The organism is Pseudosporangium ferrugineum, assembly GCF_003002065.1.
GTDB lineage: Bacteria > Actinomycetota > Actinomycetes > Mycobacteriales > Micromonosporaceae > Actinoplanes > Actinoplanes ferrugineus_A.
On record NZ_PVZG01000007.1, the window covers coordinates 145,600 to 160,668 of the forward strand.

14 protein-coding genes are annotated in these 15,069 nt (G+C 72.7%); 8 read left to right on the plus strand and 6 right to left on the minus strand.

What is annotated here, in order from left to right:
- Window positions 1–47 precede the first annotated feature (47 nt).
- Window positions 48–533, minus strand: coding sequence for an Lrp/AsnC family transcriptional regulator (locus CLV70_RS16745; RefSeq protein WP_106127440.1), 486 nt, complete (start codon window positions 531–533; stop codon window positions 48–50).
- Between the two features lie 88 nt (window positions 534–621).
- Here CLV70_RS16745 and hppD point away from each other — a divergent pair, with 88 nt between their 5' ends.
- From hppD to CLV70_RS16770, 5 genes are all read left to right on the plus strand, one after another.
- Entirely contained in the window at window positions 622–1,776 is a 1,155-nt protein-coding gene (gene hppD / locus CLV70_RS16750; RefSeq protein ID WP_106127441.1) for a 4-hydroxyphenylpyruvate dioxygenase, read from the plus strand.
- A gap of 292 nt (window positions 1,777–2,068) precedes the next feature.
- Complete coding sequence (locus CLV70_RS16755; protein ID WP_245908301.1) at window positions 2,069–2,596, plus strand: RDD family protein; 528 nt, start codon at window positions 2,069–2,071, stop codon at window positions 2,594–2,596.
- Entirely contained in the window at window positions 2,593–3,699 is a 1,107-nt protein-coding gene (locus CLV70_RS16760) for an RDD family protein (protein WP_106127443.1), read from the plus strand. Before CLV70_RS16755 ends, CLV70_RS16760 begins: the two co-directional genes overlap by 4 nt.
- Entirely contained in the window at window positions 3,696–4,772 is a 1,077-nt protein-coding gene (gene hisC / locus CLV70_RS16765) for a histidinol-phosphate transaminase (RefSeq protein ID WP_106127444.1), read from the plus strand. The genes CLV70_RS16760 and hisC overlap by 4 nt, the downstream gene beginning before the upstream one ends.
- A 79-nt stretch (window positions 4,773–4,851) precedes the next feature.
- Window positions 4,852–5,964 (plus strand): ROK family protein, encoded by a 1,113-nt coding sequence (locus tag CLV70_RS16770; protein WP_106127445.1) that lies wholly within the window; start codon window positions 4,852–4,854, stop codon window positions 5,962–5,964.
- Window positions 5,965–6,111: 147 nt separating this feature from the next.
- Here the strand turns inward: CLV70_RS16770 and CLV70_RS16775 are convergent, their stop codons facing one another.
- Genes CLV70_RS16775 through CLV70_RS16790 form a run of 4 tightly spaced genes read right to left on the minus strand, consistent with a single transcriptional unit; the run spans window position 6,112 to window position 9,732 of the window.
- The gene (locus CLV70_RS16775) at window positions 6,112–7,254 is read right to left on the minus strand and encodes an outer membrane protein assembly factor BamB family protein (protein WP_106127446.1); all 1,143 of its coding nucleotides are present in this window, start codon (window positions 7,252–7,254) and stop codon (window positions 6,112–6,114) included.
- 14 nt (window positions 7,255–7,268) lie between these two features.
- Window positions 7,269–7,727: an SRPBCC family protein gene (locus CLV70_RS16780; RefSeq protein ID WP_106127447.1), complete on the minus strand. Its 459-nt coding sequence runs from the start codon at window positions 7,725–7,727 to the stop codon at window positions 7,269–7,271.
- Window positions 7,728–7,771: 44 nt separating this feature from the next.
- Window positions 7,772–8,890 (minus strand): fumarylacetoacetase, encoded by a 1,119-nt coding sequence (fahA, locus tag CLV70_RS16785; RefSeq protein ID WP_106127448.1) that lies wholly within the window; start codon window positions 8,888–8,890, stop codon window positions 7,772–7,774.
- On the minus strand, window positions 8,887–9,732 hold the full coding sequence (locus CLV70_RS16790; protein ID WP_211303792.1) for a hypothetical protein: 846 nt from the start codon (window positions 9,730–9,732) through the stop codon (window positions 8,887–8,889). The genes fahA and CLV70_RS16790 overlap by 4 nt, the downstream gene beginning before the upstream one ends.
- 78 nt (window positions 9,733–9,810) lie before the next feature.
- Between CLV70_RS16790 and CLV70_RS16795 the strand changes: the two genes are divergently transcribed.
- Window positions 9,811–10,965, plus strand: a complete 1,155-nt coding sequence (locus CLV70_RS16795) for a homogentisate 1,2-dioxygenase (RefSeq protein WP_106127648.1) — start codon at window positions 9,811–9,813, stop codon at window positions 10,963–10,965.
- A 172-nt stretch (window positions 10,966–11,137) separates the two neighbouring features.
- Here CLV70_RS16795 and CLV70_RS41730 read toward each other — a convergent pair whose 3' ends face one another.
- On the minus strand, window positions 11,138–12,340 hold the full coding sequence (locus CLV70_RS41730) for a chitosanase (RefSeq protein ID WP_106127450.1): 1,203 nt from the start codon (window positions 12,338–12,340) through the stop codon (window positions 11,138–11,140).
- A gap of 181 nt (window positions 12,341–12,521) precedes the next feature.
- Here CLV70_RS41730 and CLV70_RS16805 point away from each other — a divergent pair, with 181 nt between their 5' ends.
- Window positions 12,522–13,709 (plus strand): ROK family transcriptional regulator, encoded by a 1,188-nt coding sequence (locus CLV70_RS16805; RefSeq protein ID WP_106127451.1) that lies wholly within the window; start codon window positions 12,522–12,524, stop codon window positions 13,707–13,709.
- A gap of 32 nt (window positions 13,710–13,741) precedes the next feature.
- Entirely contained in the window at window positions 13,742–15,067 is a 1,326-nt protein-coding gene (locus CLV70_RS16810) for an ABC transporter substrate-binding protein (RefSeq protein WP_106127452.1), read from the plus strand.
- Window positions 15,068–15,069: the final 2 nt, after the last annotated feature.

Sequence of the window (15,069 nt, forward strand, 5' to 3'; positions counted from 1 at the left end):
AGATCGACAACGCCTGACCATTAGCCCGATAAGGCCGTGTCGCGGGCTTATGTTCCGCTGGCCGCCCTGACCAGCGGCATCGTCCGGTACGGGATCTGCTCCGCCAGCGCGATGATCGTCGAGGCGCGGACGATCCCCTCGTACGCCAGGATGTGGTCGATCACCCGTTGCAGGTCCGCGTTCGAGCGCGCGACGATCCGGCACATCAGGTCGCCGCTGCCGGTGATCGTGTGCGCCTCCAGCACCTCCGGGATCTCCGCGAGGTGCCCGGTCACGGCGGTGTGGCCGTACCGTTGGGAGATCTCCAGGGTCACGAAGCTCATCACCCCGAAGCCGATCGCGGACGGGGAGACGTCGGGGCCGAAGCCGCGGACGGCTCCGCGGGCGATCAGCTTGTCCAGCCGGGCCTGCACCGTGCCGCGGGCGACGCCGAGGCGGCGGGAGAGCTCCAGCACCCCGATCCGCGGCTCGCCGGCGAGCATCGTGAGCAGCCGGCCGTCCAGGCCGTCGAGGTGGACATCTTGTTCAGCCATGATGCGTCCAGACCCTACCGAATGCGCAGACTGACCAGCCGGAAAACCCACTGTTGCCCAGCGCTGTGAGCTGGGACAACCTCACGTCATGACGCAGATGATGGAACACGCCACGCGCACGGACGACGTCTTCCCCGTCAAGGGCGTCGACTACCTCCGCTTCCTCGTGGGCAACGCCAAGCAGGCGGCCCACTACTACTCCACCGCGTTCGGGATGACCTGTGTCGCCTACCGCGGCCCCGAGCACGGCCACCGCGACCACGCCGAGTACGTGCTGGTCAGTGGCGCGGCCCGGTTCGTGGTCACCGGCATGGTGCACGCCGGGGCCCCGGGCGCCGAGCACGTCACCAAGCACGGCGACGGCATCTCGGACATCGCGCTCGCCGTGCCGGACGTCGACAAGGCGTACGCCCACGCGCTCTCCGCGGGCGCCCGCTCGGTCGCCGAGCCGCACGACCTGACCGACGAGCACGGCACCGTCCGGATCGCCTCGATCGCCGCGTACGGGGACACCGTCCACTCGCTGGTCGACCGTTCCCGCTACGACGGCCCGTTCCTGCCCGGCTTCGTGGCGCGCGGCCCGATCGTGGACCGGCAGCCGGCCATCGACGCCGGCCTCCAGCCCAAGCGCTTCTTCCAGGCGGTCGACCACGTGGTCGGCAACGTCGAGCTGGGCCGGATGGACGAGTGGGTCGAGTTCTACCGCCGCGTCATGGGCTTCACGAACATGGCCGAGTTCATCGGCGACGACATCGCCACCGACTACTCGGCGCTGATGAGCAAGGTCGTCGCGGACGGCACCCGCAAGGTGAAGTTCCCGCTCAACGAGCCGGCGGTCTCCCAGCGCAAGTCCCAGATCGACGAGTACCTGGAGTTCTACGGCGGACCGGGCGCCCAGCACGTGGCGGTCGCGACCAACGACATCATCGCCAGCGTGGACGCCATGCGCGCGGCCGGCGTGGAGTTCCTCGACACCCCGGACTCGTATTACGACGACCCGGAGCTGCGGGCCCGCATCGGCGAGGTCCGGGCGCCGATCGAGGAGCTCAAGAAGCGCAAGATCCTGGTCGACCGGGACGAGGACGGCTACCTGCTGCAGATCTTCACCAAGCCCGTGCAGGACCGGCCGACGGTCTTCTTCGAGCTGATCGAGCGGCACGGCTCGCTCGGATTCGGCAAGGGAAACTTCAAGGCCCTCTTCGAAGCCATCGAGCGGGAGCAGGAGCTGCGGGGAAACCTGTAACACTGTCTCCGTGACCGAAGCAAACGACGACGCCCCGGCCGCGGGCCGCCCGGAACCCGGGCCGGTCCGCGCCCCGGCGCCGCCACCGGCCGGCCCTTCCGCCGGCGGGCCCGGCGCGTGGCCGGGTGCCGCGCCCGGGCAGCCCTACCCCGGCGGTGGACCGGGATACGCGCCGCCCGGATACGGACCCCCCGGATTCGGTCCGCCCGGATACGGACCGCCCGGATACGGACCGCCCGGATACGGACCGCCGCCGTCCGGACCGCCCGGGTGGCGGCCGCAGCCCGTGCCGGTGGCCCCGGACGGCCGGCCGCTCGCCGACTTCGGCACCCGCCTGCTGGCGTACCTGATCGACTCGGCCATCCTCGGCGCGGCCGGCATGCTGCTGTTCCTGCCGGTCATCGCCTGGCTGGTCATCGACCGGTTCCCCGACCCGGTCGCGATGTCGGACCCGTACGCGCCGGGCGTCTCGTTCTCCGACGGCGCGTTCGGCGACTTCTTCGTGACCCTGCTGCTCGTCGAGGCCGGATTCTTCGTCTTCCTGCTGGCCGCCTACTACGTCTACTACGTCGAGATGATGTTCCGTACGGGCCAGACGCTGGGCAAGAAGCTCATCAAGGTGAAGGTGGTCCCGTTCGAGCCGGGCGCCACGCTGACCCGTGGGATGGCGGCGAAGCGCTACCTCGTCGAGTTCGTGGGCGGGCTGTTCGTGCCGTTCCTCAGCTACCTCGACGGCCTCTGGCAACTGTGGGACAAGCCCTACCAGCAGACCCTGCACGACAAGGCCGCCAGGACCGTCGTGATAAAGGTTGCGCCATGAGTTCGCTACCCGCCGGTTGGTACAAGGACCCGGCAGACCCGTCGACCCAGCGCTGGTGGGACGGCGAGGGCTGGCTGGGCAAGGCGATCCCGGCGGACCAGGAACCCCCGGACGGGCCGCCCGCCGAGGAACCCCCGGAGGAGCCGAAGCCGGCCACCCCCGAGCCGGGTCCCGCCGCCACGCCGCCGCCCGCCTGGGGAGCGCCGCCCGGCTACCCTCCACCGGGCTGGACCCCGCCCCCGGGATACCCGCCCCCGCCGCCCGGCTGGGCGCCCCCGCCCGGTTACCCGCCCCCGCCGGGCTGGACACCCCCACCGGGCTGGCAGCCCGCACCCGGCCAGCCCGCACCGGGCCAGCCCGCGCCCGGCCAGCCCGTACCTGGTCAGCCGATGTCACCCGCGGGTCAGCAGGCTCCGCCCGGCTACCCCGCGCCGCCCGTCTATCCGGTGCCACCGGGCTACCCCGTGCCGCCGCCGGGCTACCCCATGCCGCCGCCCGGGTGGGTGCCGCGCGCCCAGCCGCACGGCATGCCGCTCGCCGGGCTCGGCCGCCGGCTCGTGGCGCGGCTCGTCGACATCGCGGCCGTGCTGGTCCTCAACGTGCTGGTCAACGGCTGGCTCGCGTACCAGTGGTGGCTCGAGGTCGAACCGATCTTCCGTGCCGCGATGGCCGACCCGTTCGCCAGCCCGCAGCCCGCCTCCGTGCGGTCCAGCTACATCATGCTGACGATGCTGTTCGTGGCGACGGCGCTGTGGTTCGCGTACGAGGTGCCCGCCATCGCCAACAGCGGCCAGACCCTGGGCAAACGGCTGATGCAGGTGCGGGTCGTCAAGCTCGAGGAGACCACCCCGATCGGCTTCGGCCGGGCGTTCCGGCGCTGGGGCCGACTCGGCATGTGGACGCCGTTCTGGAGCTGTTACGGCATCGGCTTCCTCGCCCAGCTCATCGACAGCGGCTCGGTGCTCTTCGACCAGCGGCTGCACCAGGCGTTGCACGACAAGTCCGCCGGCACCGTCGTGGTCGCCGTGCCGCCGGGCCGCCCGCCCCAGCCGGTACCGGCCACGCCGGGCAAGGCCGACGATTCCACCGGAGGAGAACGATGACCAGGCTGACCCGTGCCGACCTGGAGGCGCTGCCCGCGTACGTGCCCGGCCGCAACGTCGCCGACCTGGCCCGCGAGCTCGGCATCGCCGAGGCGATCAAGCTGGCCAGCAACGAGGTGCCGTTCGGGCCGCTGCCCGGGGTGCCCGAGGCGGTGGCGGCGGCGGTCGCCCAGTCGCACCGCTACCCGGACATGGGCGTGGTCGAGCTCCGGGACAAGCTCGCCGCCCGGTACGGCATCAGCCCCGAGCGCATCGTCACCGGCTGCGGCTCGGTCGCGCTGGCCGAGCACCTGGTCAAGGCGACCTGCCTGCCCGGCGACGAGATCGTGTACGCGTGGCGCTCGTTCGAGGCGTACCCGATCATCTCGGCCGGCGCGGGCGCGACCAGCGTCCGGGTGCCGAACACGGCCGGTCACGGGCACGACCTGACGGCGATGGCGGAGGCGATCACCGACCGGACCCGGCTGGCGATCGTCTGCAACCCGAACAACCCGACCGGCACCAGCGTGCGCCGGGCCGAGCTGGACCGCTTCCTCGACGACGTGCCGGACGACGTGCTGGTGGTGCTGGACGAGGCCTACCGGGAGTTCGTGACGGACGACGAGGTCCCGGACGGCCTGGTCACGTACGGTGATCGCCCGAACGTCGTGGTGCTGCGCACGCTGAGCAAGGCGTGGGGCCTGGCCGGCCTCCGGATCGGTTTCCTGGTCGGGCAGCCGGAGGTGGCCGGCGCGATCCGCAAGGTGCTGACCCCGTTCTCGACCAGCATCGTGGCCCAGGCCGCGGCGCTCGCCGCGCTGGACGCGGAGGACGAGGTGAAGCGGCGCTGCGCCATCGTCATCAGCGAGCGGGAGCGGGTCACCGAGGCGCTGCGCAAGCTGCTGCCGGACGTGCCGTCGAGCCAGTCCAACTTCGTCTGGCTGCCGCTGGGCGACCGGGCGGCGGCCTTCGGGGCGGCCTGCGAGAAGCGCGGGGTCATCGTCCGCCCGTTCCAGGGGGACGGCGTCCGGGTGACCATCGGTACGCCGGAGGAGAACGACGCATTCCTCGCCGCCGCGGAGGCAAGCCTGTAGGGGGTGTCTCCGCGCGGAACGGCCTTGTCGGCGCCAAGATGGGGAGGTTGGGCGACAAAACGGCCCAGAAGGGGGCGGTGTGACGACGCGCGCGACCGAGTTGCTGCGGGTGGTGCACGCCCGTCCCGGCGTCACCCGGGCGGACGCGGCCCGGCTGATCGGGGTCGGCACCGGGGCCACCACCGAGCTCGTCGGCCGGCTCGGCCAGGCGGAACTGCTCGCCGAGGGTCCCACCGCTCCGAGCGGCGCCCGCGGGCGGCCCACGACCGCGCTGATCCCGCACCCCCGGGGACCGCTGATCGCGGCCGCGTCCATCACCCACGAGGCCTGGCGGGTCGACGTCGTCGAGCTGGGCGGCGGCACGCTGGCCGGCCGGAGCGCCGGGTCGCAGGGCCTCGGCGGCGCCGAGGTGGTCGCCGCGATCGGCGCGGCGGTGGCGGAGCTGCGGACCACGTTCGGCGGGCGGATCCGCGGCATCGGGATCTCCGTGCCCGGCACGGTGTCCCGCGACCTCCGGCTCGACGCGAGCAACCTCGGCTGGCACGGCGTGGACCTGGCGGCGGCATGGCCGGGCGCGGAGATCTTCGTGGCCGGCAACGACGCGACGCTGGCCGCCTCGGCGGAGTCGCACCGGGGCCTGGCCGTCGGCGCCTCGGTCGCCCTGCACCTGCGCATCGAGGCGGGCCTGGGCGGCGCGGTGGTCAACGGCGGCCAGGTGCTGGTCGGGGCCCTGGGCGCGGCCGGCGAGTTCGGGCACATGCCGTTCGGCGACCCGGCGGTGGCGTGCCCGTGCGGCGCGTACGGCTGCTGGGGCACCGCCGTCGACGGCTCCGCCCTGGCCCGCCTCCTGGGCCACGAGCAGCCCCCCGACCCCGTCTCGTACGCCCGCCGCATCATCGCCGCCACCGACCCGCAGCCGGCCGCCGCGACCGCCATCGTGGCGACCGCCCTGGGCCGGGGCATCGCGGGGCTGGTCAACGGCCTGGACCCGGACCTCGTGACGCTGGGCGGCCTCGGCGTGGACCTGCTCGCCGCGGCACCGGACCGGATCGACGAGGCGTACCGGGCGGGCCTGATGGGGTTCCGCCGCGCGTCCCCGCCGCCGGTGCTCGCCGCCCGCCTGGGCGACGACGGCCCGCTGGCCGGCGCCGCCGAGGAGGCCTGGACCGCCCTGCTGGCCGCGCTCGCCTAGCGTCTGCGCCGGAACCTCTCCAGGATCCCGGCCAGCACGGTCATCTCGTCGCCGAGCGCGCGCTCTCCGGCCGCCGTGATGGACGCCCAGGTGCCACCGTCAGCAGGGCGAGCCGCGTCCTCTGGTGCACCGTGCGGGCGTCAAGGGTCAGATCGCGGCGAGGAGGACCGGGTCCATCGTGTAGTAGTGGCCGTGCTCGGTGGTGTCGTCGGTGGCGTCCGGGAACAGCCGCTCCACCGCGACCACCCCGCCCGCCACCTGCCACAGGTGCGGCTTCCACGGCTCGACCCGCTCGTCGTCCACGTACGCCGGGAAGCGCCCGAGCTGCGCCCCGGTCCGCGCGTCCAGGGTCACCACCTCGAACGCCGCGGTGAGGAGCACGACCTTGTCCGCGCGTACGCCCAGCACCCGGGCCTCCCCCGCCCAGCGCCACGTCGCCGCGCCCGAGGCGGTCACCGCGCCGGAAGCCGTGGCGAGGATCAGGCCGCCCGCCGCGGTGGCATCGGGCGCGTCGAGGGCGGCCACCCGCTCCGGCCGCCGCGAGCCGGCCAGCCATCCCCGCCCCGACGCGTCGCGCAGCCCGGCGCACCCGGATCGCGCCACGTCGCAGCCCAGCGGCGTGGACGGGCCGGGCGGCCAGCCGCGTACGGGCGTGCCGGAGATGACGTCCCAGGCCCCCTCGCCGCACACGAAACGCCCGCCGGCCGTGACGAACGGGTCCGTGCAGCCCACCGGCAGGTCCGCGGTCCAGCGCCGGGAGCCGTCCGCGGCCGACAGGGCCAGCAGCCGGCGGCCGGCGACGACCAGGACGCTGGTCCCGGCGACATGCAGCCCCGGCGGCGCCCAGACGGCCTCGGCGCCGGTGCGCCCGGCGAACCCGGGGGCGGCCGGCCCGCCCGCGCGCCAGAGCTCCCGGCCGGTGTCCCCGTCGAGCGCCACCAGCAGGCCGTCGGTCCACCGCGTCACCACCGTGGCGCCGACCGCGACGACCCCGCTGACCCGCTCCGGCCACCGCCGGTACGACCACAGCGCGGTGGCCATCGTCTTGGCGTCGACCGGCCCGTCCGCCTTCACGTAGCGCTTGCCGGCGTACACCCGGATCCGGTCGTCGACGACAAGCGGCGCCATCAGGAGTTTTCCGGCGATACCCGGCGCGCGGGCGGCCGCGACCGGGAACGGTTCGTCCGCCGGCTCGAGCACCTCCGTGGGGGCGAGCACCCGCCAGCCGATGAGTCCGGCGGCGGCCAGCACGACCACCGCGGCGAGGGCGCGCAGCAGGTTCCGGGTCATCCCGGGACAGTAATTCAGGCCGCGGCGGCGAGATCGTCCAGGTCGCGGCGGAGCGCGCCCTCGACCGTACGGGCGGCCAGCCCGCCGAACACCAGCGCCAGGAACCGCCCGGCGGGCGCGGTCGGCGTGCCGTCCTGCACGACGGTGACCATCGTCCCGCCGCGGTGCCGCCCCTCGAGCACCGGCACGAAGGTGTACGTCATCCGGTAGTCGGCGCCGATCCCGGGCGACTCCACCACGAACCGTTCGGGCACGGCGCACTCGCGTACCCGGAATTCCTCGGTGATCTCCCCGCCGTCGGCCATCGTGCGGGTCTCGCGCCACACCGTCCCGGCGCCGAACGGGCCGTCGGTGAGCATCTCCACGTGGGTGACCGTGGAGAGCCACTCGCGCCGCCGCCGCAGGTCGGTGAAGACCCGCCAGACCTCGACGACCGGCGCCTCGACCAGCCGTGTCACCGCGACCGTGGACATCGAATGACCCCCTCTCCCGCGTACACCGTACGGGGAGTGGCCGGTCAGGGACAGACAGTTCCGGTTACCGATCCGAGTCCGATCGTCGTGCCGCCCGCCCCGGCCGCGGTGGCGCTGATCGTCACCGTGTCGCCGTCGAGCAGGAAGCCCCGGGTGGTGCCGTCGGCGAGGCGTACGGGCTCCGCCCCGTTCCAGGTCAGCTCCAGGAAGGAGCCGGCCTGCGAGCGCTCCGGCCCGGAGACCGTGCCGGAGGCGAAGAGGTCGCCCGTGCGCACGAGCGCCCCGTTGCTGGTCAGGTGGGCGAGCTGCTGGGCCGGGGTCCAGTACATCTGCGCGTACGGCGGGGAGCTGACCTCCGTCCCGTTCCACTCCACCCGGAGCCGGATGTCCAGCGCCGGCCCCGGAGGCAGCAGGTAGTCGTGCGGGGCCGGATCCTGCGCGGGCGGCTCGACGGGCGCGAACGCCTCCAGCGGCACCACCCACGGCGAGACCGAGGTGGCGAACGACTTGCCCAGGAACGGGCCGAGCGGCTGGTACTCGTACGCCTGGATGTCGCGGGCCGACCAGTCGTTGACCAGCACCACCCCGAACACGTGCTCGGCGAGGTCGGCGGTGCGCAGCCGGCGCCCCGGTACGCCCACCACGAACCCGACCTCCGCCTCGATGTCGAGCCGCCGCGACGGGCCGTACTCGCCGGGGCCCAGCTGGCCGGCGGGGCGGGCGATGGGCGTACCGGAAACGACCACCGTCGCGGCCCGCCCGTGGTAGCCGATCGGCAGGTGCTTCCAGTTCGGTTGCAGGCCCGGCCGGTCGGGGCGCAGGATCCGGCCGACGTTCGTGGCGTGGTGCTCGGAGGAGTAGAAGTCGGTGTAGTCGGCCACCTCGAACGGCAGGTGCAGCTCGACGTCCGCGAGCGGGATGGCCGGCAGATCCGGTGCCAGCTCGGCGACGCGGGCGCGGATCGCCGTCCACTGCGGACGGCCGAGCGCCATCAGCACGTTGAGGCTGGGCTGCCGCAGGGCGCCGCCCGCGAGGATGAGGTCGTCCGCCTCGGCGCGGGCCAGGTCGAGCACCGCGTCGCCGAGCCGGACGCCGATCCGGCGGGCGCCGCCGGGAGTGGAGAAGACGCCGTAGGGCAGGGTCTCCGGGCCGAAAAGAGTCACTCGAATCCGCCGTTGATCAGGCCGAGACGGACCAGCTCCGTCAGCGGCTCCAGCACGTTGACCGCGCCGAACCCGACCCACAGCGGGCGCTCGTCGTCGCGCCGGGCGCGGGCCGGCTCGACCAGCGGCACGGGATGCGTGGCCGCCAGCACCTCGGCCACGTCGGCCACCTCGCCGCCGTCCACCGCGACCCCGGTCGCGACCAGCACGTTGAGGAAGCCGTGGTGGGTGAAGCCGGTCTCCGGGTCGGTGTGCCGCAGCGCGTGCCGCAGGCCGGCGGCGAACTTGAACGTCAGGTCGCGGTCCCGGCACGCGCAGATGACCGCGGCCAGCTCGACGGGGGTGGGGAACAGCTCGGCGGCCAGCCCGCCGACCCGGAACTTGGGCCGGATCGACGTCCCGCCGGCGCGCACCTCGGCGAGGGTGTCGAGGGCGGCCAGCAGGCCCCAGCTCAGCGGGATCTCGGCGTACACCTGAAGGTCCTGCTCGTCGGCGGCGAGGCCGCGCAGCGCGCCCAGGCCCGGCTGCGGGTCCTCGCCGCGCCGGGCCACCAGGGCCTCGACCTGGGTCACGGCGGCGCCGGCGGCGCGCAGCTTGGCGACGGCGGCGGGCAGGGCGGCGATGGCGCCGTCGTTGATCACCCCGACCGGCAGACCGCGCGGCGGCGGGTCGAGATGCACGAACGACGAGGGTACGAGCAGCGGCCCCAGCAGCGGGGCGTACCAGGCGGAGCGGTGCCGCCGATGGGCCGCCACGGCCTCGCCCGCGGCGACGGCGCCGGGCGGGAGCACGGACGCGTCGTCCACGAGCCCGGCGAACAGCGGCGGCACCAGCGTTGACACGAATACTGAACCTAATGGACGCTTCGAGAGCCGGACAACACCGTCCGTATTGTCAGTTTCCAAGGGGTGGTGGCAACGATGCCGTACTACCGCAGCGTCGGGGAGATCCCCCGTAAGCGGCACACCCAGTTCCGCCGGCCGGACGGCGGACTCTACGCGGAGGAGCTCATGGGGCAGGAGGGCTTCTCGGCCGACTCCTCCCTGCTCTACCACCGGTACGCACCCACCGCGATCGCCTCCGCCGAGCTGTACGAGCCGCCGGCGTTCCGGCAGGCCCCGAACCTGCCGCTGAAGCCGAGACACCTGCGGACGCACAAGCTCGACACCGGCCCGGTGGACGCGGTCCTGGGCCGGCACCCGCTGCTCGCCAACGGCGACGTGCGGATCGGGTACGTGGTGGCGGACCGCCCGTCGCCGCTGTACCGGGACGCGGTCGGCGACGAGTGCCTGTACGTCGAGGATGGCACGGCGACGATCGAGACCACCTTCGGCTCGCTCGACGTCGGCACCGGCGACTACGTGATCATCCCGACCTCGGTGGTGCACCGGATCGTCCCCGACGGCCCGGTACGCCTGCTGACGATCGAGGCGACGGGTCACATCGGGCCGCCGAAGCGCTACCTGTCGGTGCGGGGGCAGTTCCTGGAGCACTCGCCGTACTGCGAGCGCGACGTCCGCGGCCCGTCGGCCCCGTTGCAGGTCGAGGGCGAGAACGTCGAGGTGTACGTCAAGCACCGGGCCGGCTGGACCCGTCACGTGTACGCCCACCACCCGTTCGACGTGGTCGGCTGGGACGGCTGCCTCTACCCGTGGGCGTTCTCGATCCACGACTTCGAGCCGATCACCGGCCGGCTGCACCAGCCGCCGCCGGTGCATCAGACGTTCGAGGGCCCCAACTTCGTGGTCTGCTCGTTCGTGCCCCGCAAGGTCGACTATCACCCGCTGGCGATCCCGGTGCCGTACAACCACCACAACGTCGACTCGGACGAGATGATGTTCTACACCGGCGGCAACTACGAGGCCCGCCGCGGCTCGGGCATCGAGCAGGGCTCCATCTCGCTGCACCCGTCCGGCTTCACGCACGGCCCGCAGCCGGGCGCGGTCGAGCGCGCGATCGGCGCGGAGGCCTTCGACGAACTGGCGGTCATGGTCGACACGTTCCGCCCGCTCGACCTCTGCGACGCCGCCCTGGCCGTGGAGGACACGGCCTACGCCTGGACCTGGAACAGGTAGGGGGAAGGCGGGGAACTGCGCCTCCCCGCCTCCGGGCTCCGGGCTGGACCAAAGTCGGATTGCGCCGTCGTTGTCGAGGGCGCCGAAAACGACAAGGCGTTCTTTGCCGTGGTCGTTTTCGGTGACCTCGACAACGACCCAAAGGGCGCAATCCCCACCGAACGAAGTGAGGTCAATTGATACGGAAGGGCTCGCCGTAGACGGCGAAGTCGAGCGGGGTGTTCAGGTCGAGGTTGCCGTTGCGGAGGAAGACCCGTTGGGCGGTGTCCACCCGGGAGGTGTCCGAGTGGGCCTCCTCCTTCTTCATCTCGATCACACGCTCGTCCAGGAACGCGTTGAGCCAGGTCGTCTCGTTGCCGCCCTGGGCCGGGGGCTTGGCCCGCTGGAGCGCGCGGCTGCGGATCTGGCGCATGCCCTCGTAGCCGTGCATGACGGCCGCGTCGTAGTAGGCGAACTGGCCGAGGGCGCGGACGCCGTCGTTCTTGCCGTCCCGCACCGACGGGTTGAAGTAGACGCGGTCGCGCTCCGACTCCTGGGCTGCCTGGAAGGTCGCGTCGCCGGCGGCCGTACGCCAGTCCCGGGTGAAGTTGGGGTCGAGCCCGGCGTGCGAGTCGGTGCCGTTGACGCTGCGCAGCGCGGGCAGGTACTTGGCCAACACGTTGCCGGGCTTGGTGGCCGTGTACGCCTCCACCAGCTCGAGCATGTCGCCCGTGCCGGAGCAGAAGCCGATGATGCCGGCGGTGTAGCCGCGGCCGTCGCCGATGTCCTCGATGTAGGAGAACTGGGCCCGCCAGTCCAGCGACGAGTTCTCGGCGGCCGAGACGATCTGCATCGCCACGTCCTTCTTCGCCGGGTTGTCCAGGTTGGTGCCGGCCGGGGTGGTCGGCGTGGTCGAGCCGCCCGGCAGCGTCCACTGCTGGTTGGCCCCGGCGTTGCAGCTCCAGATCTGTAGCTGGGTGCCGTTGGCCGAATTGCCCGCCGGCACGTCCAGGCACTTGCCGGAGCCGGTGTTGACCAGGGCGCTGCCGGAGCCGGTGGTCCACTTCTGGGCGCCGGTGCCGTTGCAGTCGTACAGCTGGATCTTCGCGCCGTCCGCGGTGGACGCGGCCGTGACGTCCAGGCACTTGCCGAGCGCCCGCAGCGAGCCGTCGGAGTTGCCGACGGTCCAGATCTGGGCGTTGGTGCCGTTGCAGTCGTAGAGCTGGATCGCGGTGCCGTTCGCGGTGGACGCGGCGGCGACGTCGACGCACTTGCCGGCGAGGCCCTTGACCGGGCCGGCCGAGGCGGCGCTGGCGGGCAGGAGCCCGTAGGCGACGGCGGCTGCGGGGACCAGCACACCGCCCAGGGCATACGCGATCGTTCGCTTGCGGATCATGGCGCTCCTCGTGGGGGATGGAGGGGGATGGGCGCACAGAGGGGTACATCGATGGCGATGAGTCGTCACGCTAGGTCAGTTAAAGTGATTAATCAATAGGCCCGGGCCTTGACGTGCGCGGCCACCGGTTTTACGGTCCAGCTAATTGTTAGCCAGATTGCCAATCACGTCGGAGGCCCCGGTGACACGCCTGGCGGGTTCGTCCAAGCTGCTTCGCGCCATGAACGCGAGCGCGGCGCTCGCCCACCTGCTCGACGCCGGCGGCCTCACCCGGGCCGACCTGCGCCGGCTCACCGAGCTCTCGACGCCGACGATCTCCGAGGTGCTGCGCCGGCTCACCGAGGCCGGCCTGGTGACGGTCGTCGGCTATCACAGCGGACGCCCGGGGCCCAACGCGGAGATCTACGCGGCGAACCCGGACGCAGCGTACGCCGCGGCGGTGTCCGTGCGTGACATCGGCACCAGCGGAGCCCCCTCCGTCGTCGCCGCCCTCGCCGACCTGACCGGCACCGAGCGCGCCCGCATCGAGCGACGCGTCGACTTCCTGCACACCGATCCCAAGACCGCCCTGATCGACGTCGTCGCGGAGCTGCGCGAGACGGCCGGGGTGGCGGCCGAGGGCATCCACCACGTCCAGCTCGGCGTCGCCGGCTCGTACGACCCCCGCGCGGAGACCATCCGCCACGTCGACGTGCCCGGCTTCGCCCGCCCCGGCCTCGTCCCGGAGATCGCCGCGGCGCTCGCCACCCGCATCGGCGTCGACAACGACGTCAACCTCGCCGCGGTAGCCGAACGCCGCCGCGGGGTGGCCACCGACGTCGACGGTTTCGCCCTGCTCTGGCTCGGCCAGGAGGGCCTGGGCCTCGCCATCGACATCGGCGGCACGCTGCTGCGCGGCGCCCGCGGCGGGGCCGGCGAGATCGGCTACATGCCGCTGTACGCCCCCGACTCGACCCACCGCAAGGTCGACCTCCAGGACCTCGTCGGCGGCGCGGCGGTGCTCGCGCTCGGCCGGGACCACGGCGTGCCCGGGCGTACGCCGCTCGAGGTCGTCACCGCCGCCGCGACGGAGCCGGACCGGGCCGGGGAGTTCTTTCCCCAGCTCGCCGACCGGATCGCGGTCGGCCTCGCCGCCGTCATCGCCGTGCTCGACCCGTCGCTCGTGGTCCTCGCGGGCCCGGTCGCGCAGGCCGGCGGGGAGACCCTGCTCGCGGCCGTGACGACGGCGGTGCGCCGCGCCGCCCCGCTGGAGAGCACCATCGCCGTCACGACCATCGACGACGACGCGGTCCTGCTCGGCGCCCTCGACGCCGGGCTCACCGCCGTCCGTGAGGCGCTCATCGCCTCGATCCGCGACAACCAGGCCTGATCCCCCGCACCGCCCCGCCGAGAGGACCCCCAGTGAACAAGCGGATACCCCCTGCCCGGAAAACGGTCATCGCCGCGGCCGCGGCGCTGCTGGTGACCGCCGCCTGCACCCCCGCGCCCAAGGAACAGAAGATCGCCGACCCGGGTACGGAGGTGTCCGGCAGCGTCGAGCTGTGGCACTTCTTCACCGAGCGGGAGGCGGCGGCCATCGACACCGTCGTCAAGGAGTTCGAGAACGCCCACCCCAAGATCCGGGTGACCGTGAAGGCCGGCCAGGACGACTCGAAGATGACCCAGGCGATCGGCGCGGGCAACGGCCCGGACATCGGCCTGTCGTACTCCACCGACATCGTCGGCAAGTTCTGCTCGTCCGGGGCGTGGGTGGACCTGTCCGCGTACCTCAAGCGGGACAACGTCGACGTCAACCAGCTCAACGCGACCACCCGGCAGTACACCGAGTTCGGCGGCAAGCGCTGCGCGATGCCGTTCCTCGCCGACGCGTACGGGCTCTTCTACAACCGGGACCTGTTCACGCGGGCCGGCCTCGCCGGGCCGCCGAAGACCCTGGCGGAGCTCACCGACTACGCCAAGAAGCTGACGGTGAAGAACCCGGACGGGTCCCTCAAGACCGTCGGGTTCCTGCCGCTCTTCGACTTCTACGAGAACGCCGGCGCGCACCTCGCCCCGGCCGTCGGCGCGAAGTGGCTGACCCCCGACGGCAAGTCCGCGGTCGGCACGGACCCCGCCTGGAAGACGTTGCTGACCTGGCAGAAGGACCTCGTCGACTGGTACGGCTACGAGAACCTCCGCACGTTCCGGGCCGGCCTGGGCGACGAGTTCAGCGCGGACAACGCCTTCCAGAAGGGCAAGGTCGCGATGAACGTGGACGCGGAATACCGCCTCGCGTTCGTCAAGGACCAGGCGCCGACGCTGAAGTACGGCGTCGCGCCCATCCCGGCGAGCGACCCGGCCCACTACGGCGGCGGCTACGTCACCGGCAACATCGTCGGCATCTCCAAGAACGCGAAGAACCCCGAGGCGGCCTGGGAGCTCATCAAGTACCTGACCACGAACGACGCCACCATCGTCAAGCTGGCGAACTCGCTCAAGAACATCCCGACGACCACGAAGTCGTTCACCGATCCGGCGCTGGCGGCCGACCCCGACTTCAAGACCTTCATGGACATCTTCGCCAACCCGAACTCGTCGACCACGCCGCCGTCCTCGTCGGGCCCGGCGTACCAGGAGACGTTCCAGACGTTCCTCACGAACTGGCAGGCCGGCAAGGTCAAGGACCTCGACGCCGGTCTCGCCGACGCGGACAAGCAGATCAACAGCGTGATGACGCTGGGCGGCTGACC